At 67.4% G+C, this 18,194-nt stretch carries 20 protein-coding genes; 3 read left to right on the top strand and 17 right to left on the bottom strand.

Annotated elements, in window-relative coordinates; translation table 11 throughout:
- Positions 1 to 38 precede the first annotated feature (38 nt).
- Positions 39 to 1,406 carry a DNA repair protein RadA gene (radA, locus tag QNO00_RS09625; RefSeq protein WP_284024376.1) on the top strand — a complete coding sequence of 456 codons (1,368 nt, stop codon included), beginning with the start codon at positions 39 to 41 and terminating at the stop codon, positions 1,404 to 1,406.
- A 166-nt stretch (positions 1,407 to 1,572) separates the two neighbouring features.
- The gene (gene disA, locus QNO00_RS09630) at positions 1,573 to 2,649 is read left to right on the top strand and encodes a DNA integrity scanning diadenylate cyclase DisA (RefSeq protein ID WP_229966572.1); all 1,077 of its coding nucleotides are present in this window, start codon (positions 1,573 to 1,575) and stop codon (positions 2,647 to 2,649) included.
- Here the strand turns inward: disA and QNO00_RS09635 are convergent, their stop codons facing one another.
- A complete protein-coding gene (locus tag QNO00_RS09635; RefSeq protein WP_284024377.1) occupies positions 2,650 to 3,393 on the bottom strand; it encodes a hypothetical protein in 744 nt (247 codons plus the stop codon). It abuts the gene before it with no gap.
- A gap of 87 nt (positions 3,394 to 3,480) precedes the next feature.
- On the opposite strand from QNO00_RS09635, the gene QNO00_RS09640 reads away from it, so the two are divergent.
- Positions 3,481 to 4,428, top strand: coding sequence for an iron-sulfur binding domain-containing protein (locus QNO00_RS09640; protein WP_284024378.1), 948 nt, complete (start codon positions 3,481 to 3,483; stop codon positions 4,426 to 4,428).
- A 15-nt stretch (positions 4,429 to 4,443) separates the two neighbouring features.
- On the opposite strand, the gene dhaM is transcribed toward QNO00_RS09640, so the two are convergent.
- The 16 genes from dhaM to folB all read right to left on the bottom strand — a co-directional run bounded on the left by dhaM (position 4,444) and on the right by folB (position 18,193).
- Positions 4,444 to 5,190: a dihydroxyacetone kinase phosphoryl donor subunit DhaM gene (gene dhaM / locus QNO00_RS09645; protein WP_284024379.1), complete on the bottom strand. Its 747-nt coding sequence runs from the start codon at positions 5,188 to 5,190 to the stop codon at positions 4,444 to 4,446.
- Positions 5,187 to 5,828 (bottom strand): dihydroxyacetone kinase subunit DhaL, encoded by a 642-nt coding sequence (gene dhaL, locus QNO00_RS09650; RefSeq protein ID WP_229966568.1) that lies wholly within the window; start codon positions 5,826 to 5,828, stop codon positions 5,187 to 5,189. Before dhaL ends, dhaM begins: the two co-directional genes overlap by 4 nt.
- Positions 5,829 to 5,831: 3 nt before the next feature.
- Positions 5,832 to 6,830 carry a dihydroxyacetone kinase subunit DhaK gene (gene dhaK, locus QNO00_RS09655; protein ID WP_284024380.1) on the bottom strand — a complete coding sequence of 333 codons (999 nt, stop codon included), beginning with the start codon at positions 6,828 to 6,830 and terminating at the stop codon, positions 5,832 to 5,834.
- A 216-nt stretch (positions 6,831 to 7,046) separates the two neighbouring features.
- Complete coding sequence (locus QNO00_RS09660) at positions 7,047 to 7,223, bottom strand: CsbD family protein (protein ID WP_104159952.1); 177 nt, start codon at positions 7,221 to 7,223, stop codon at positions 7,047 to 7,049.
- 173 nt (positions 7,224 to 7,396) lie between these two features.
- Positions 7,397 to 7,912, bottom strand: coding sequence for an amino-acid N-acetyltransferase (locus QNO00_RS09665; RefSeq protein ID WP_229966566.1), 516 nt, complete (start codon positions 7,910 to 7,912; stop codon positions 7,397 to 7,399).
- A gap of 147 nt (positions 7,913 to 8,059) precedes the next feature.
- Positions 8,060 to 10,567: an ATP-dependent Clp protease ATP-binding subunit gene (locus tag QNO00_RS09670; RefSeq protein WP_229966565.1), complete on the bottom strand. Its 2,508-nt coding sequence runs from the start codon at positions 10,565 to 10,567 to the stop codon at positions 8,060 to 8,062.
- A 118-nt stretch (positions 10,568 to 10,685) separates the two neighbouring features.
- Entirely contained in the window at positions 10,686 to 11,012 is a 327-nt protein-coding gene (locus QNO00_RS09675) for a histone-like nucleoid-structuring protein Lsr2 (RefSeq protein ID WP_229966564.1), read from the bottom strand.
- Positions 11,013 to 11,109: 97 nt separating this feature from the next.
- The gene (locus QNO00_RS09680) at positions 11,110 to 11,292 is read right to left on the bottom strand and encodes a hypothetical protein (protein WP_229966563.1); all 183 of its coding nucleotides are present in this window, start codon (positions 11,290 to 11,292) and stop codon (positions 11,110 to 11,112) included.
- A 3-nt stretch (positions 11,293 to 11,295) separates the two neighbouring features.
- Entirely contained in the window at positions 11,296 to 12,750 is a 1,455-nt protein-coding gene (lysS, locus tag QNO00_RS09685) for a lysine--tRNA ligase (RefSeq protein WP_284024587.1), read from the bottom strand.
- A gap of 130 nt (positions 12,751 to 12,880) precedes the next feature.
- A complete protein-coding gene (gene panC, locus QNO00_RS09690) occupies positions 12,881 to 13,804 on the bottom strand; it encodes a pantoate--beta-alanine ligase (RefSeq protein WP_284024381.1) in 924 nt (307 codons plus the stop codon).
- A complete protein-coding gene (locus QNO00_RS09695; RefSeq protein ID WP_229966561.1) occupies positions 13,801 to 14,724 on the bottom strand; it encodes a Rossmann-like and DUF2520 domain-containing protein in 924 nt (307 codons plus the stop codon). The genes panC and QNO00_RS09695 overlap by 4 nt, the downstream gene beginning before the upstream one ends.
- On the bottom strand, positions 14,711 to 16,273 hold the full coding sequence (locus tag QNO00_RS09700) for a PH domain-containing protein (protein WP_284024382.1): 1,563 nt from the start codon (positions 16,271 to 16,273) through the stop codon (positions 14,711 to 14,713). The genes QNO00_RS09695 and QNO00_RS09700 overlap by 14 nt, the downstream gene beginning before the upstream one ends.
- Entirely contained in the window at positions 16,270 to 16,782 is a 513-nt protein-coding gene (locus tag QNO00_RS09705; RefSeq protein ID WP_284024383.1) for a PH domain-containing protein, read from the bottom strand. Before QNO00_RS09705 ends, QNO00_RS09700 begins: the two co-directional genes overlap by 4 nt.
- Positions 16,775 to 17,290: a DUF3180 domain-containing protein gene (locus QNO00_RS09710; RefSeq protein WP_284024384.1), complete on the bottom strand. Its 516-nt coding sequence runs from the start codon at positions 17,288 to 17,290 to the stop codon at positions 16,775 to 16,777. Before QNO00_RS09710 ends, QNO00_RS09705 begins: the two co-directional genes overlap by 8 nt.
- A 7-nt stretch (positions 17,291 to 17,297) precedes the next feature.
- Positions 17,298 to 17,798, bottom strand: coding sequence for a 2-amino-4-hydroxy-6-hydroxymethyldihydropteridine diphosphokinase (gene folK, locus QNO00_RS09715; RefSeq protein ID WP_284024385.1), 501 nt, complete (start codon positions 17,796 to 17,798; stop codon positions 17,298 to 17,300).
- Complete coding sequence (gene folB, locus QNO00_RS09720) at positions 17,795 to 18,193, bottom strand: dihydroneopterin aldolase (RefSeq protein WP_284024386.1); 399 nt, start codon at positions 18,191 to 18,193, stop codon at positions 17,795 to 17,797. Before folB ends, folK begins: the two co-directional genes overlap by 4 nt.
- Between the last annotated feature and the right edge of the window lies 1 nt (position 18,194).

The raw sequence follows: 18,194 nt of genomic DNA on the forward strand, positions 1-18,194 counted from the left end.
GGAACAGAAGTGTCACCGGCGCGGGATAGCCTGATTCCATGGCCACGAAGACTACCCGCGCAAAAACCGCTAACTACCGCTGCGCAGAATGCGGCTGGACCACCGCCAAGTGGGTGGGCCGGTGCGGGGAGTGCCAGGCCTGGGGAACCGTCGAGGAAGCCAGCGAGGTGGTGGCCCGCACCACGGCCGCGGCCACCGTGGCCCGGCCTGCCCTGCGGATCGCCGACGTCGATGCCACTTCCGCTTCCTACCAGCCCACCGGCGTGAACGAGCTGGATCGGGTCCTGGGCGGCGGGCTGGTCCCGGGCGCCGTCATCCTGCTGGCCGGTGAGCCGGGGGTGGGCAAGTCTACGCTGCTGCTGGATGTTGCCGCGAAGGTGGGAAACCTTGGCCGGGACGTTCTGTACGTCACGGGCGAGGAGTCCACCGCCCAGGTGAAGCTGCGCGCCGAACGCATCAACGCGGTGTCCGATTTTCTTTATCTGAGTGCTGAAACTGACCTGGGCCAAGCCCTGGGCCAGGTGGAGCAGGTTAAACCGGCGCTGCTGATCGTTGACTCGGTGCAGACCCTGAGCAGCTCGGCCGTGGACGGCAGCGCCGGCGGGGTCAGCCAGGTGCGCGAAGTGGCTGCCTCCCTGATCAATGCCGCCAAGACCCGGAACATGACCACCCTGCTCGTGGGACACGTCACCAAGGACGGTTCCATTGCCGGGCCTCGGCTGCTGGAGCATCTGGTGGATGTGGTGTGCCAGTTCGACGGAGACCGCCACTCGCGGCTGCGGCTGCTGCGGGCCGTGAAGAACCGCTACGGTCCCACCGACGAAGTGGGCTGCTTCGACCTGACCGAGGACGGAATCGTCGGGCTCGCCGATCCGTCCGGGCTTTTTGTCTCCCGCACCAAGGAACCTGTGTCGGGCACCTGCATCACGGTCACGCTCGAAGGAAAACGGCCACTGGTCGCCGAAGTCCAGGCCCTGCTCGCCGAAACCAGCAACTCGCAGGCCCGCCGCGCCACGAGCGGACTGGATTCCTCGCGGGTGGCCATGCTCCTGGCCGTCCTGCAGGCGCGGGCGTCGATGAACCTGGCCAAGGATGACAGTTATGTGGCCACAGTGGGCGGGGTCAAGCTCAGCGAACCGGCCACCGATCTGGCCGTGGCACTGGCCGTGGCGTCGGCCAAAATGAACAAGCCGCTGCCGGCGCAGCTGATCGCATTTGGGGAGGTCGGCCTGGCCGGCGAGGTGCGGCCCGTTCCCGGCATCGCCCGGCGAATCTCCGAAGCGGAGCGCCTGGGCTTCACGCATGCGGTGGTTCCGGCGTCGCCCAACGGCCCGGTCGCGGTTCCGGCCGGATTCAAGGTGAGGGAGGTGTCCACCCTCACGGAAGCCCTCGAGCTGCTGTTCTAGGCGGCCCGCGCGCGATCCCGGCGGCGGCCGCCGGGCCGGCTCGGCTCTGTGCTGCGCACGGCACAAAAGTCGCCATTGTCCCCTGCCGGACCACTACTATAGGGAAAGTGTCTGTGCAGCGCCCGCCCAGAACGCCCGTGGGCCCGATGGCCGGAAGGAAGTGACCATGGCACGCAGTCCCGAAGATTCGCTGAAAGCCACTCTGGCCCGGGTAGCGCCCGGAACCGAGCTCCGCGACGGGTTGGAACGCATCCTGCGCGGCCGCACGGGAGCCCTGATCGTGCTGGGGTTCGATCGCACCGTTGACTCCATCTGCTCCGGCGGCTTCGACATCGGCATCGATTTCTCCCCCACCCGCCTGCGCGAGCTGGCCAAGATGGACGGTGCCATCGTCTGTGACAATGATGCCAAGACCATTCTGCGGGCCGCCGTGCAGCTGGTTCCGGACCACACCATTGAGACGCATGAATCCGGCACCCGCCACCGCACAGCCGAGCGCGTGGCCGTCGAAACGGGATTCCCCATCATCTCGGTCAGCCAGTCCATGCAAATCATCCAGCTCTATGTCCGGGGCCTCCGCCACGTGTTGGAGGGCTCCGAACCGGTGCTGGCCCGCGCCAACCAGGCGCTGGCCACCCTGGAGCGCTACCGCGCCCGCCTGGACCAGGTCACCAACTCGCTGTCGGCGCTGGAGATCGAGGCCATGGTCACCGTCCGGGATGTGGCTGTCACCCTGCAGCGCCAGGAGATGGTCCGCCGGATTTCCGAGGAAATCTCCCAGTACGTCCTCGAACTCGGAGTGGACGGCCGGCTGCTGTCCCTGCAGCTCGAAGAACTGACGGCGGGCCTGGGCCCGGGCAGCGAGATGATTGTCCGCGACTACGCCGACCTGCATGACGGCCAGCGCCGGGCCGAGGACCAGGTCGCCACCCTGCAGAACCTCAGTGACTCGGACATGGTCGATTTGGGCAAGATCGCCGCCGTCGTTGGCTTCCAGCCCGGACAGGATTCCCTGGAGGCCGTGGTGCAGCCGCGCGGTTACCGGCTGCTGAGCAACATCAAATCGGTGCCGCCGACCGTCGCGAACCGGCTGGTGGACCACTTCGGCGGGCTGCAGAACCTCATGGCCGCCAACATTGACGATCTGATGACCGTGGACGGCATCGGAGACCAGCGCGCCCGCATGGTGCGCGAAGGGCTCTCCCGCATTGCCGAGACCAGCCTGCTTGACCGGTTCATGTAGCTACTCGAGTTCGAAAACCGAGGTCCCGCTGCTGATGTTTCCCAGCCGGGCGGTGAACATGTAGGTTCCCGGATTCGGATTGCTGGGAACCTCCGAGCAGCCGGGTGCTGAACGCTGGCGCTCCCACGTGAACTTGGCCGTTTCCACACTGTTGGGCTTGATGGTTTTGAGCAGGTCCTCGCCGGCCTGCTGGCAGTCCCGTGACGAGAAGATCCGGTCGGCGCCGCTGGTGACGGTGAATTCCATCTGGCTGGTCCCCACGTTGACGTCGCATGGCTCAGCGCCGTTGTTGGTCACCGTCATGGTCAGCACCGGAGTTGTGCCTGCGGAATAGCTCAGTGCGTCGGTGGTGGCAGCGACCTGGACGGATTCTTCCGGGCACAGTTTCGACGCCGGTTCAGCCCCGCCGCTCGGCGCGGGTGAGGAGGCGGTTGGCTTTGGAGACGGCTTTCCGCCGGGAGCTGCCGTGGTGTCCGCGGCGCCGGGCTGCTTGTTGTCCGGGCCGGGAATGGTGGCTTCAGTGCCGCTGTCGGCGGCCGCCGGCTCGTCTCCGCGAAGCGCGTTCGCCACGGCGGCGATGCCCGCGATCAGGGCGATCAGAACCAGCAGTCCGAGGAGGCCGGCGACTATCCGCCGACGCCGGTAGACGGCCGCGCTCGGGTGTCCGGGGGCGGTGTTCCCTGACGCTGTGTGCTCTGATGCTGTGTTCCCCGAAGAGGAGTCTGATGATCCATTACCAACCATGCCTTAAGGCTAGGTATACGGGTCCGGATTACCTGCCGCACCACGCCGGTCAGTAGAGTATTGCTGGTCATAACCGAGGGAGATTGCATGGGACCGGGTCCGCAGCAGGCGCCGCAGCTGCATACGGAGATCATCAGTTGGTTCACCGCCAATGCGCGCGACCTTCCGTGGCGGGAGGCCGGCTGCAGCCCGTGGGGAATCTTCGTCAGTGAAATCATGCTCCAGCAAACCCCCGTGGTCCGCGTGCTGCCGGTGTGGGAGCAGTGGATGGCGCGCTGGCCCACTCCTGCCGCGTTGGCTGCCGAACCCAGCGGGGAAGCAGTGCGCGCCTGGGGGCGGCTCGGCTATCCCCGCCGCGCCCTTCGCCTGCACGCAGCGGCCACGGCCATGACCGCCGATTTCGGCGGCCGCGTTCCGGAAACCTCCGCCGAGCTCCTGACCCTGCCGGGAGTGGGGACCTACACCGCTGCGGCAGTCGCGTCCTTCGCCTTCGGCCGCCGGGAAACGGTGGTGGACACCAACATCCGCCGGGTCCATGCCCGCGCCGTCGGCGGCAAGGCCCTGCCCGCGCCGGCACTGAACGCCGCGGAAATGCGCCTGGCCGTTGCCCTGCTGCCCGACGACGACGCCGCTTCCGTCGCCTGGAACGCCTCGGTCATGGAACTCGGCGCCCTGGTGTGCACCGCCCGCAGCCCCAAGTGCGAGGTCTGTCCGGTGCTCCGGCACTGCGCGTGGGTGGCGGCCGGAAAACCTGCCCCGGACTACATCCCCAAGGGCCAGTCCTGGGCCGGCACCGACCGCCAGGTCCGCGGCGCCGTCATGGCCGTGCTGCGGCAGGCAAGAGGCCCGGTGCTCCGGACGCTGCTGCTGGGTCCGTTGGACCTCGTGGCGCCGGAGGCTGATCCCGAGCTCGCCCCGCTGGCGGCGCTGCACGCGCTCAACGCTCCGGCCGAGCAGCTCGAGCGGGCGCTGGCCGGGCTCCTGACGGACCGGCTGGCCGAGGAGACCGAGAGCGGCCTGCAGTTGCCGGCCTGACTCTCGCCGGGAACGCTAGATCTCTCCGAAACCGTTCCGCACCTCCAGCGCCATGATGTCCACTGCCCGGGCGGCATCGGGGCCGCGGGCTGCCACGGTGAGGGTCTGTCCCGGACCGAGGCCCAGGGACATCAGCATCATCACCGATTTCGCGTCCACGCCGTTGATGCGCACCTCAGCATCCAGGTCGGACATCGCCTGGGCGACGGCGGCTGCCGGACGGGCATGCAGGCCGGCCCGGTTGATGATCTCCCACGATCCGGTGTGCACACCGTCGTCGTCGGGGTCGAAGCCATCCAGGCCGTCCTCCGACTCCCCGGCCCCTCCCCCGGCCGCCGTGCCCGCTGCCGTGCCCGCCGCTGCAGCAGGTGCCCGGGCCGGGATGCGGCCGGCGGACTCAGCCTCCTGCACCACGGCGGCGAGTGTCCTGCCGCCCTGCGCAGCGACGGCGGCCGCCACGGTTCCTTCCACCAGCGGCGCGTCTGCCAGCCGCACCCGGCCGCGCTGCTCATCGTCCAAAAATTCCACTGCCATTTCGGCGGTCATGACGGCCGAGCCCAAGTCGGCCAGCAGCACCGCGCCCTCGCCGGTGTCAGCGACGGCGATGGCGGCGGTGATCTTGTCGAGGCTGGTGCCGATGCCGCCGTCGTCAGTACCGCCGGCCGGCGCGATCGTCACGTCGCCGGCCATCTGCGCCGCCAGTTCCCGGACGCCTTCCGCCAGTTTGGCGCTGTGGGAAACGATGACCAGACCTACGCTCATGTGCCCTCTCCCGCTGTCCTGGCCGCCGCCTGCAGGATCAGGGCCGTGGAGGCCGCCCCGGGGTCAAGATGTCCGGCGCTGCGCTCCCCCAGGTAGCTGGCCCGCCCCTTGCGGGCGATCAGCGGTTCTGTCCCGGCCAATCCGGCGTTGGCGGCGTTTGCCGCCGCGGACAGCACCTCCAAGCTGCTCGCCTGCGCCGCTGCTGAAGTTTGCGCTGCTTCCACTGCGGGGGTCCACGCATCCACCATGGTCTTGTCTCCGGGTTCCGCCTTGCCCCGCGCCACGATGCCGTCCCGGGCGGCGGTGAGGACCGCGACGACGGCGGCAGGGTCCAGCTCCGGGCTGTTGCCCGCCGCGGTCGAGGCGCGCAGAAAAGCCGTCCCGTACAGCGGTCCTGCCGCGCCCCCGACCTTCGACATCAGGGTCATGGCTGCCAGCTTCAAGACGTCGCCGGGGGTGGCCGGCGTGCCTTCGGCGTCCAGTTTCTGCACGACGGCGGAAAAGCCCCGGTCCATGTTTTCGCCGTGGTCGGCGTCGCCGATGTCCCGGTCCAGATCGATCAGCCGCTGCCGGTTCTCGGCCATGGCCGCAGCGCTGGCACGCATCCACTTGGCGGCCCATGCCGCATCCAGTGCCATCCCTCAGACCCCCCAGCGCAGCGCCGGCGTGTGCACGGGGGAATCCCACAGCTCGGTCAGCTCCTCGTCCAGCCGCAGCACCGTCACTGACGCGCCCTGCATGTCCAGCGCGGTGATGTAGTTGCCCACCAGCGACCGTTGAATGCGGATGCCACGCTCGGCCAGGACTTCCGCGGCCCTGCGGTAGACAATGTACAGCTCGCTGAGCGGCGTGCCGCCCATGCCGTTCACAAACAGGAGGGCCTTGTCCCCGGACGCGGCGCCCAGATCGCTGAGGACCGGGTCCAGCAGCTGGTCGGTGATGCTGTCGGCGGGCGCCATCGGCAGCCGATGCCGGCCAGGTTCGCCGTGGATGCCCACGCCCAACTCAATCTCGTTCTCCGCCAGGGTGAAGCTGGGTTCTCCCGCGTGGGGAACGGTGCACGGCGCCAGGGCCACTCCCATGGACCGGACGTTGGCGTTGACCCGTTCGGCCACTGCCGCCACCTGCTCCAGCGAATCCCCCCGCTCCGCAGCACCGCCGGCAATGCGCTCCAGCAGCACGGTTCCGGCCACCCCGCGCCGTCCGGCGGTGTACAGCGAGTCTTCGACGGCGACGTCGTCGTTGACCACCACCGTGGCGACGTTGACGCCTTCCGCCTGGGCCAGCTCGGCGGCAGTCTCAAAATTCAGGATGTCGCCGGTGTAGTTCTTGACGATCAGCAGGACCCCGGCTCCGGTGTCGGTACCGGTGATTGCGGGAAGGATCTGGTCCGGGGTGGGGGAGGTGAAGACCGCCCCGGGCACCGCCGCATCCAGCATGCCGCGGCCCACATACCCGCTGTGCAGCGGCTCGTGGCCGCTTCCTCCGCCGGACACCAGGGCCACCTTGTCCCTCGCCGGCTCCCTGCGCACCACAAAGTCCGGGTCGCTGTGCACCCGAACCAGGTCGTGATGTGCCAGCCCAAAGCCGGCCAGCGATTCCGTAACCACCCGGCGCGGGTCATTGATGAGTTTCTTCATTCTCGAGCAGCTCCTTCAGCGAAGGCGTCCCGGCCGGCACGGCGCCGCTGCCGGTTCCAGGAATTAACCCTGAGTTGCTCAAGACCCTACTCCGGCATGTGCCCGCTGGACAGGCCGGACGTGGCAGGGAAGCCCGCCGGAGAGCCCGTCGCCGACCCCTGGTTAAACAGCGGCGGGAGGGGTTGGATAACCCCTCCCGCGCCCTGCTCTCAGGACCTACTTGCCCTTGAAAGCGTCCTTGATGTTTTCGCCGGCCTGCTTGGCACTGCCTTTCGCCTGGTCACCGTGGCCTTCGGCTTCCATGCTTTCGTTGCCGGTGGCCTTTCCCAGGCCTTCCTTTACCTTGCCGCCCAGCTTCTCGGCTGAATTCTGCACCTTGTCATCTGCGCCCATAAGTGGATCCCGCTTTCTGATCGTGGCCCGGTGCGGCAGCATAAACTGTCACTCATTCTTCGGGCCGTTGGTGATGCTAAGTACCCTGAGCGTATCCATTTGTGGCGGCGAAATGCCAGCAATATCGTCCGGTTACTCTGTTCGCGAACAGCGGCGCCCCCGGAAAGATGCGGCTACAGGGAACGGATCATGCGGGTATTGCCCAGGGTATTGGGCTTGACCCGGGCCAAATCCAGGAACTCGGCCACTCCTTCGTCGTGGGAGCGCAGCAGCTCCGAATAGACCTCGGGATCCACCGCCGACTGGTTGGCCATCACCTCGAATCCGTGGCGCCGGAAAAACTCCACCTCGAAGGTCAGGCAAAAAACGCGCCGGACACCGATCTCGGCGGCTTCGGCGAGCAGCGCCTCGAGCAGGATATGGCCGACACCGCGGCCGCGCCAGCTGCTGTCAGCGGCCAGGGTCCGGACTTCCGCCAGGTCTTCCCACATCACGTGCAGCGCCCCGCACCCGACCACCTCGCCGTCGGGCCCTTCAGCGATCCGAAACTCCTGCAGCCCCTCGTAGTAGGCCACGGCTTCCTTGGCCACCAGGATCCGCTCGTCCGCCAGCGGTGCCACGAGGGCCCGGATGCGGGGAACGTCGGAGGTGCGGGCGCGGCGGACAGTGATGGTCAAGGGAGAAGTCACCGGTTCAGTCTAGGACCGCCCGGGGCCACTGCGTAAAGCGGGCGCCGGGGATCCGCATGCTTCCCGCACGGCACATGAAAAGGACCCGGCGGGCGGATGCCACCGGGTCCTTCTCATAGCGTGTGCCGTTGGCCGGCAGCTCGGCTGTTAGTCGCCGACGCCGGCTTCAATTGCCGAGGGCGCTTCCTCAAGGGCCTTCGGCGCGCCGTGGCCCACAAACGTGAACTTGGCGTCGTCGCCTTCGCCCTCCACGTCCACGGAAACCAGTTCGCCGGGCTTGAGATCCCCGAACAGGATCTTCTCCGACAGCTGGTCCTCGATTTCGCGCTGGATGGTCCGGCGCAGCGGCCGGGCACCCATGGCGGGATCGTAGCCCCGGGTCGCCAGCAGGACCTTGGCGGCCGGAGTCAGTTCGATGGTCATGCCCTTGTCCGCCAGGCGCTTGCCCAGGCGTTCCAGGAACAGGTCAACGATCTGGACGATCTCGTCCTGCGTGAGCTGCGGGAAGACCACCGTGTCATCAACACGGTTGAGGAACTCGGGGCGGAAGTGCTGGCGCAGCTCCTCCGTGACCCGGGCCCGCATCCGGTCGTAGCCGGTCTTCGTGTCGGTGCCGGATTGGAAACCGGTGGACACGCTCTTGGAGATGTCCCGGGTTCCCAGGTTGGTGGTCATGATGATGATGGTGTTCTTGAAGTCCACCACCCGGCCCTGGCTGTCCGTCAGGCGGCCGTCTTCGAGGATCTGCAGCAGCGAGTTGAACAGGTCCGCGTGGGCCTTTTCCACCTCGTCGAACAGCACCACGGAGAACGGACGGCGGCGGACCTTTTCGGTCAGCTGCCCGCCTTCTTCGTAGCCGACGTACCCGGGAGGAGCACCGAAGAGCCGGGAAACCGTGTGCTTCTCGGAGTATTCGGACATGTCCAGGGTGATCAGGGCTTCTTCGTCGCCGAAGAGGAATTCCGCCAGCGCCTTGGCCAGCTCAGTCTTACCGACACCGGTGGGGCCGGCGAAGATGAAGGAGCCACCCGGACGCTTCGGGTCCTTGAGTCCGGCACGCGTACGGCGCATGGCCTGCGAGATGGACTTGATGGCCTGGTCCTGACCGATGACGCGCTTGTGCAGCTCGTCTTCCATCTTGAGCAGGCGCGTGGATTCTTCTTCGTTGAGCTTGACCACGGGAATGCCGGTGGAGTTGGCAAGCACCTCGGCGATGAGTTCCTCATCCACCTCGGCGATGTCATCCAGGCCGCCGGACTTCCACTGGCGTTCCTTTTCCGCGCGCTGGTCGTGGAGCTTCTGCTCCTTGTCCCGCAGGGAGGCGGCGCCTTCGAAGTCCTGGGAATCAATGGCTGATTCCTTCTCCAGCTTGAGCGCGGAGATCTTCTCGTCGATTTCCTTGAGCTCGGGCGGCGCCGTCATCCGGCGGATCCGCAGCCGGGCACCGGCTTCGTCGATCAGGTCAATGGCCTTGTCCGGCAGGAACCGGTCACTGATGTAGCGCTCGGCCAGGGTCGCGGCCGACGTCAGTGCGGCATCCGTGATGGACACGCGGTGGTGCGCTTCGTAGCGGTCCCGCAGGCCCTTCAGGATCTCGATGGAGTGCGCAACGGAAGGTTCCTTGACCTGGATCGGCTGGAAACGGCGCTCGAGGGCGGCGTCCTTCTCGATGTGCTTGCGGTACTCGTCCAGGGTGGTGGCACCGATGGTCTGCAGTTCACCGCGGGCCAGCATCGGCTTCAGGATGGAGGCCGCGTCGATGGCGCCTTCCGCGGCTCCCGCACCAACCAGGGTGTGGATCTCATCGATGAACAGGATGATGTCTCCGCGGGTGCGGATTTCCTTGAGCACCTTCTTCAGGCGTTCCTCAAAGTCACCGCGGTACCGGGAGCCGGCAACGAGGGATCCGAGGTCAAGGGTGTAGAGCTGCTTGTCACGAATGGTTTCCGGCACGTCGCCGCGGACGATGGCCTGGGCCAGCCCTTCGACGACTGCGGTCTTGCCGACGCCGGGCTCACCAATCAGAACAGGGTTGTTCTTGGTGCGGCGGGACAGGACCTGCATGACCCGTTCCATTTCGTGCTCGCGCCCGATGACGGGATCCAGTTTGGATTCGCGTGCAGCCTGGGTGAGGTTGCGGCCAAACTGGTCCAGAACGACCGAACCCGCGGGCTGGCCTTCCTGCTGCTGGCCGCCCGAGCTGACGGGCTCCTTGCCCTGGTAGCCGGACAGCAGCTGGATAACCTGCTGGCGCACCCGGTTGAGGTCGGCGCCGAGCTTGACCAGCACCTGGGCTGCCACGCCTTCGCCTTCACGGATCAGGCCAAGCAGGATGTGCTCGGTTCCAATGTAGTTGTGGCCAAGCTGCAGGGCCTCCCGCAGGGAGAGCTCCAGAACCTTCTTGGCGCGGGGGGTGAAGGGGATGTGGCCGGACGGGGCCTGCTGGCCCTGGCCGATAATCTCCTGCACCTGCTCGCGCACGGCACCGAGTGAGATACTCAGGGATTCCAGGGCCTTAGCTGCGACGCCTTCACCCTCATGAATGAGCCCGAGCAGGATGTGCTCGGTGCCGATGTAGTTGTGGTTGAGCATGCGAGCCTCTTCTTGGGCAAGCACGACAACGCGACGGGCACGGTCGGTAAATCTTTCAAACATGAGGCACACTCCTAGCTAACGCGTAATTCGATGCTACGTGTCCAGCGCGTGCTTAAGGAGCATGTTCGCCCTAGGCGTGACCACAGGCCCCGGAAAGTCCCCGGGGCCATGATCCGCTCTAGCCCTGGGCAGCCCGGTAGGCTTCGATGATTTCGCTGTTCACGCGTCCGCGTTCCGAAACGGTGTACCCGTTGTTCCGGGCCCACTCGCGGATCTGCGCCGCTTCATTGTTGCGTGCCGAACCCGTGCTGCGGGGGCGGCCGGTGCGTCCGCCCACTTTGCGGCCGGCATCAAGGTACGGCTTCAGGGCCGCACGAAGATTCTTTGCATTGTCGGTCGACAGATCGATCTCGTACTGTGAGCCGTCCAGACCGAACCGGACGGTCTCATCCGCACTTCCAGCATCGAGGTCATCGACCAGAATGATTTTTACCTTTTGCGCCACGACAGGCTCCTAAGCAGTTAAACCGGGAAAAAACGATAATGAGACCACTTAGAGTATGGCGCAATTTTGAATGCCCCGTCAAAGCGTAGTCGGCGATTTAATTACTTTCTTTTTCAGATGCCGAACTACTTGCTTCCCGATCTGCCGCCAGATCAGCTTCACGTTCCGCTTCAGCCAGCGCTTTTCGTTCTGAACGGTCCGCATTCAGCAGGGCCTTCATCGCAAAATAAAAGAGACCTCCGACACAGATTGAGGGCAGTAGAACTTCAACGTATTCCATGGTCTAACCCATTTCCGGCTTTAGGAGGGGGAACAAAATTGTTTCCCTGATACCCGTGTTCGTGAAAAGCATCACAAGGCGGTCAATTCCGAGACCGATACCGCCCATGGGCGGTGCACCGTATTCAAGGGCACGCAGGAAGTCCTCGTCAAGGGCCATGGCCTCGTCATCGCCGTCGGCCGCCCGGCGGGACTGCTCGGTCAGGCGTTCGCGCTGAATGACCGGATCAATGAGCTCCGAGAATGCGGTGCCGCGTTCCATGCCGCCGATGATCAGGTCCCAGGCCTCAATCAGGCGCGGATCATTTCGGTTCGGCCGGGCCAGCGGCTGGGCCGAGGGCGGATAATCGTAGACGAACGTCGGCTGGATAAGGGTTGGTTCCACGATTTCGCCGAACAGTTCCACTGCGAGTTTCTCGGCGTCCCATTTCGGATCCACCTTGACCTCGTGCTTTTCGGCAACGCGGCGAAGGGTTTCGGCGTCGGTGTCCGGAGTGATTTCCTCACCCACGGCCTCGGACAGGGCGGGATAAACGGACAGCCACTTCCATTCCCCGTCGAGGTCGATAGTTCCGGCCTCGGTCTCAATCTGCCGGCTGCCCACCAGATCCGCACAGTGCAGGATGATTTCCTTGATCCGGTCGGCCATAACGAACTGGTCGGCATACGCCTCGTAGCATTCCAGCGTGGTGAATTCGGGGCTGTGCGTGGAGTCCACGCCCTCGTTGCGGAAGATCCGCCCCAGTTCGAAGACCCGCTCGATCCCGCCGACGACCGCCCGCTTCAGGTACAGCTCGGTGGCGATGCGCAGGGTCATCTTCTGGTCGAAGGCGTTCAGGTGCGTTTCAAAGGGACGGGCGGCCGCTCCGCCGTGGACCAGCTGCAGCATGGGAGTTTCCACTTCCACGTAGCCGTGGCCGTGCAGGGTGTCCCGGACGCCGCGGATGATCGCGGCCCGCTTGTAGACCATCTCGCGTGCTTCGTCGCGGACCATCAGGTCCACGTAGCGCTGCCGGACCCGGGTTTCTTCATTCAGGCCGGCGTGCAGCACGGGCAGCGGGCGCAGGGCCTTCGAGGCCATCGACCAGGAATCCGCCATGACGGAAAGCTCGCCCCGGCGGGAGGAGATGACCTCGCCGCGGACAAAAACGTGATCCCCGAGGTCGACCAGGGCCTTCCAGTCCGCCAGCGACTCTTCGCCGACGACGGCCAGGCTGAGCATGGCCTGCACCCGGGTGCCGTTGCCCTCCTGGAGGGTGGCAAAGCAGAGTTTGCCGGTGTTGCGGATGAAGACCACGCGGCCGGTGACGCCGACGGTTTCGCCGCTGGTTTCGTCGGCCTGCAGGTGTCCGAACTTCTCCCGGACCTCTTTCAGGGAATGGGTGCGCTCCACGCCCACCGGGTAGGCTTCCGAGCCCCGGGCGATGAGGCGGGCCCGCTTCTCGGCGCGGATGCGCATCTGCTCGGAGGTGTCGGCTGCTTCGGGTACGGAGTTAGATGTGGTCACAATACTTAAGTTTACAGAGCCGCGCGGCGGAGGTTTACGGCAGATCGCCAGCCGGTTCACGGCGGGCGCACAGATCAGTGGGCTAGGGACCCTCTCCGGCTGCGGGCGCCAAGGGCAGGTTGTCGATCAGCCGCACCGATCCGATGCGCGCGGCCAGGAGCGCCAGCGCAGGCTTTCGCAGCGGCCCGCTCCCGGCGGGCAGCGGCTGCAGCGTCTGCGGATCCACGATGTCGAAGTAGTCCAGCTCCACCAGGGCTTCGGTTTTCACGAGTGCGACGGCGGCGGCCAGGTCCGGAGGTGCGCCGGCAGAGACCCGGTGCTGCAGTGCAAACAGGGCGCGGGACAGGACCGTTGCCGCCCGCCGGTGCTCCGGGTCCAGGAAAACGTTGCGGCTGGACTCGGCCAGCCCGTCGGCGGCGCGCACCACCGGCACTCCCACGATGTCCGCCGGGAAGTTCAGGTCAGCGGCCATTCGGCGGATCAGCGCCAGCTGCTGGGCGTCCTTCTGCCCGAAGTAGGCGCGGTAGCGCGCCGGGCGGGCGGGCTGGGCGTAGTGCAGCAGCTTGGCCACCACCGTGAGCACACCGTCAAAGTGTCCGGGCCGGGAGGCTCCCTCGTAGCGGGCTCCCAGCTCGCCGGCGCTGACCCGCACCAGCGGCGGGCCGTCCGGATAGACCTCCGCCTCCGACGGCGCGAAGACCAGGTCCGCGCCGGCGTCGCCAAGCAGTTCCACATCCGCCTCGAGCGTGCGCGGATAGCGGCGCAGGTCATCCTCGTCGTCGAACTGCAGCGGGTTGACGAAAACCGAGGCGACGACGACGTCGTTCTCGGCCCGCGCGGCCTCCACCAGGGCGCGGTGGCCGTGATGGAGCGCGCCCATGGTCGGCACCAGTCCGAGCGCGGGAGGTTGGACACCGTCGCGGCCGGTGCCGCCGGCGGCAGCCAGCGCCTCGGCAACGGCAGCCCGCAGGTCCGCTGCCGTGCGCAGCACCAGCGGCGTGCTCACCGCGGTCCTTCCGCATCCAGGGTCAGGGCATCGATGACGGCCTGGCCGCGGGCCGCACTGAGCAGCCCGCGGTCGATGGCCCGGCGTGCGGTGGCCAGCGACAGGGCGCGGTAGGTGTCCCGGAGGTCGGCGCTGTCCTGGTCGGCCATTTCGCTCAGGTGCGCCGCCACCGTGCCGGCGTCCCCGCGCGCCACAGGGCCGGTCAGCGCATGCTCGCCGGAGGCAAGGGCGTTTTCCAGGGAGGCGCGCATCAGCGGACCCAGCAGGCGGTCCGGAAATTCGACGCCGATGTCCTTGAGCAGCTGCGTGGACTGCGCGGTGATGGTCACCAGGTGGTTGGAGGCGTGGGCCAGGGCCAGGTGGTAGTTGACCCGGTCGGCCTCATCGATGACCACCGGTTCGGCGCCCATTTCCACCACCAGGGCCTGCGCGATGGGCAGCACGGCGGTGGGGGCGGTGACGCCGAAGGAGCAATCGGCCAGCCGGGTCAGGTCAAGGCTCATCCCGGTGAAGGTCATGGCCGGGTGCAGGGCCAGCGGAATGGCCCCGGCCCGGCGGGCGGGTTCGAGGATATCGGTGCCGAACCGGCCCGAAGTGTGCGCCACCAGCTGTCCGGCCTGCCAGGCGTTGGTGGCGGCGAGCCCGGAGACCAGCGGCCCCAGGGCGTCGTCCGGCACTGCCAGCAGCACCAGCTCGGAGCGCTCCACGATTTCCGGAATGTCCAGGACGGGAACGCCGGGCAACAGGTTGGCAGCGCGTTCGCGGCTTTCCTCACTTACCGCAGAGACGCCGACGACGGCATGTTCGGCTGCGCGCAGGGCAGCCCCGAGCACTGCCCCGACCCGCCCGGCACCGATGACCCCGATGCCGAGCCTGCCCCGCCGTCGTTTTTCGGCGGTGCTGGCGTCAGCGCTGTTCATGGGGGTGCTCCTTCGAAACGGTGTTGCTGATGGCGTGGGGGTTGATGCTGCCGGGGTCAACCGGTCCGGAACCTGTTGCCTGGTTCCAGCGGCCGCTGCGGTCACGGCGCCGGGCTTCGCGGGCCCGGACCGCCTGCTCCAGGAACAGGCCGCGGACCGTGGCGGCATCGATTTTCCGGATCCGCGGATGCACCGGCCCGGGGGTGGAATGCAGGACCAGGTCGGCGGTGCCGAAGCGCCGGCGCAGCGGACCCTGCTCCAGCGACATGGACTGCGTGCGTTCATGCGGAACCACTGAGAGTGCCCGCCACAGGGCGCCGCTGCGGACCAGCAGCGCCGTTTCCGTGAGGGCGAAGCCGTTGCGCCGCCAGGCCAGCGGTGCGATCCAGCGGGCGCGGCGGGGTGTGGTCGTGAAGCCGTCGCCGGAGTCCCGGCCGGCGATTCCGGCGGTGAAGACATCCAGCGGCCGGTCGGTGCCGGGCTCGGGCAGCACCAGGGCGAGGATGGCGAAAACCTCTTCCAGGGTTCCGGCCGGAAGCAGCTTGGTGCGGGCCTGTCCTTCGGACGTGGCCGCATCGCCGTAACCGGCCACGTTGACCGAGACGCGGTACCAGCCGGTGAGCCGCCAGAGCGGCGACTGCTTGACGGCCACTGCCTGGATCCGGCCCGGCGGGACGGTCTGGGTTCGGGTGTCCAGCAGCCCGTAGCGCACGCGGATTCCGTCCCGGGACACCGAGGCGCGGAAATTGAACGAGGTGGAAAACTCGGTCCAGTAGCCGCCGACGGCGCCGAAGAGCAGGGGGAACAGGATGGCCAGGCTGACGGCCTCGCCGGTGACGGCAGTGAGGATGGTGACGCCGGCGACGCCGGCCAGCAGGAACAGGGTGGTTCCGGAGAGCAGGGTGGCGGCTATGACCCGCCCGGGACGCAGCTCCAGGATCGGCTGCTCCGGAGCCTCAACGGGGCCCGGAACCTGCCGTCCGCCCGGAGGGACGTCAGCGTCCTCGCCGCCGGCGCCCGCTTCCGCTGCCGGCGCGCCGGAGGCCCGGTCCAGGATCATGGTCCGCAGCTGCTGGGCGTCGTCGAGTTTGAGGAACGCCAGCCGGACGGCGGACTCACCGGCGTCTGCCACCTCGAAGCGCAGTTCGGCCAGGCCGAAGAGCCGTGCCAGCAGGGGCTGGACAATGTCGATGGCCTGAACGCGGTCCAGGCGGGCTTGGCGCTGCTGGCGGAATACGACGCCGGAGTGGACCCGCACGTGGTCATCGGTTACTTGATAGCGCGTGAACCACCAGGACAGGAAGAAGACGGCGGCGATGATCAGCAGGATCGCCGCGAGGATGCCAATGCCGATCAGCAGCACAGTGCCGTCGGGTGCGGGCGCGGTCCTGCCCCCGCCGCCGCCGTCGTCGTCCCTGCCAACGCCGATCAGGTCCTCGACCAGGTTCCGGCCGAACACAAAGGCAATCGCGGCCAGGGCTATCCAGCCGCGCACCAGGGGCGACACCGGGTGGACGCGGGCCCATTCCCCGCTGCGTGGGATGCTCACAGCCCGGCCAGCTGCGTTTCGCCGCGTTCGGACAGGTGCTCGCGCAGGCGGGCTCCCTCGGACGCCGGCAGGCCCGGCAGGACGGCGTTGGTGCCGGGCGCCGCGGTGTGCAGCTTGAGAGAGCACAGGCCAAAGGCCCGTTCCAGGGGACCGACCGTCACGTCCACGTACTGCATCCGGCCATAGGGAACCACCAGCGTGCGCTGGTAGAAAATGCCGCGCCGCAGCAGGAAGTCCTCGTTGCGTTCGGCGTAGCAAACCGCGCGCACCTGCCGCGGCAGCAGGGCTCCGCGCCACAGATAGGCCGCTGCGACCACTGCCGGCAGGCCCCAGGCCAGCCAGCTCGGAGCCGAGAGCCACACCCCGGCAGCCCGCAGGATCAGCGGGGTGCAGGCCAGAGCCACGGTCAGCAGGGCTTCGACGGCCCAGCCGATGAGGCGGACGGTGAGGTACCGGGGCGAGATGTGCTCCCAGTTGATTCCGTCCGGATCGATTGCTTCGCTAGGCATATTCTCCGTCTCCCGGTTCACGTCTGGTGTCCGGGCCGGCAGCGGTGCCGCCGTGCCCGTTGGAGTCGTCCGGTGGGGGGAGCCTGCAGAACCGCTCCACCAGAAGACCGACGGAGATCATAAGAACTCCTCCGGCGATCATAGCCAGCGAGGACCACGTGGCGCTGTGCCCGGGACGAAGGGACCACAGGGGTACCTGCTCCAGGAAGATGCCGGCGTGCCAGCCCAGCAGCAGCGACCCGGCGTAGGCCGTTGCCTGGGCCAGGACCAGTGTCCGGGCGGCGGCGATCGGGTCCAGCTCGCGGTTCCGGTTGCCCTGCTGCCAGCGCCGAACGCGCAGGCCCAGGATGAGGGTCGCGCCGGAGATCAAGAGGACGGCGAGCAGCCCGTACACGCTGAGGACGGGCGCGGGCAGGGAATTGCGGACGGCCCAGTAGTTTCCCAGCCAGCCAACAATGCCGGCGGCAACCGCGATGACGGCGAGCCAGCGGTATTTAATGCTCGACACGGCCGGATCAGTCTCCCTCGAAGATTTCCAGTCCCGGCAGATCCTCGGCACGGGCGGCGAGCTCGGCAACCGGGGTGCCTGAAAGCACGGCGTCCGGATCCATCCAGGCCCAGGGCTGCAGCACGAAGGCACGGGTGTGCGCCCGCGGATGCGGAAGGGTGAGGGTTTCGTCGTCGAGCACCAAGTCGCCGTAGGTGATGATGTCGACGTCGAGGGTGCGCGGCCCCCAGCGCACCTCGCGTTCCCGGTGGTGCGCGTTTTCCACGCTCTGGCAGTGGGCCAGCAGGTCGTGGGGCGGCAGGTCGGTTTCCACGGAGACCACCAGGTTCAGGTAGTCGGGCTGTTCAGGCCCGCCCACCGGACGGGTCCGCACCACCGGCGACACCGCCTGGAGCCGAACGCCGGGATGGTTGGCCAGTTCGGCCACGGCGAGGGAGAGCGTGTCCCGGCTTTCGCCGAGATTGCTGCCCAGGGCGAGGACCGCGGTCACGGCCCCGGCGCCGGTCACAGCCGGTCCCGGTGGATTGTCACTGAGACATCGCCGAAGGGAACGGTGATGGGTGCCTGCGGTTTGTGGACGGTGACGTCGACGGCGCTGATGCCGGCAAAGCCGTCCAGGACGGCGCCGGCGATGCGCTCCGCCAGTGCCTCGATCAGGTTCAGCGGTTCGCCGGCGATGATGGCGGCCACCTGCTCAGCGAGTTCGCCGTAGTGGGCGGTCAATGTCAGGTCGTCGCTGAGGCCGGCCGGCCGCAGGTCGGCGTGCAGCACCACGTCCACCACAAAAGGCTGGCCGTTGCGCCGCTCCTCGTCGAACACTCCGTGGAATCCCCGTGCGGTGATTCCGGTCAGGGTGATGATGTCGCGTGCGCGGGTGCGGGTGGCTGCGCTGCCGGCTTCCATG

The organism is Arthrobacter sp. zg-Y1219 (assembly GCF_030125545.1).
Taxonomy (GTDB): domain Bacteria; phylum Actinomycetota; class Actinomycetes; order Actinomycetales; family Micrococcaceae; genus Arthrobacter_B.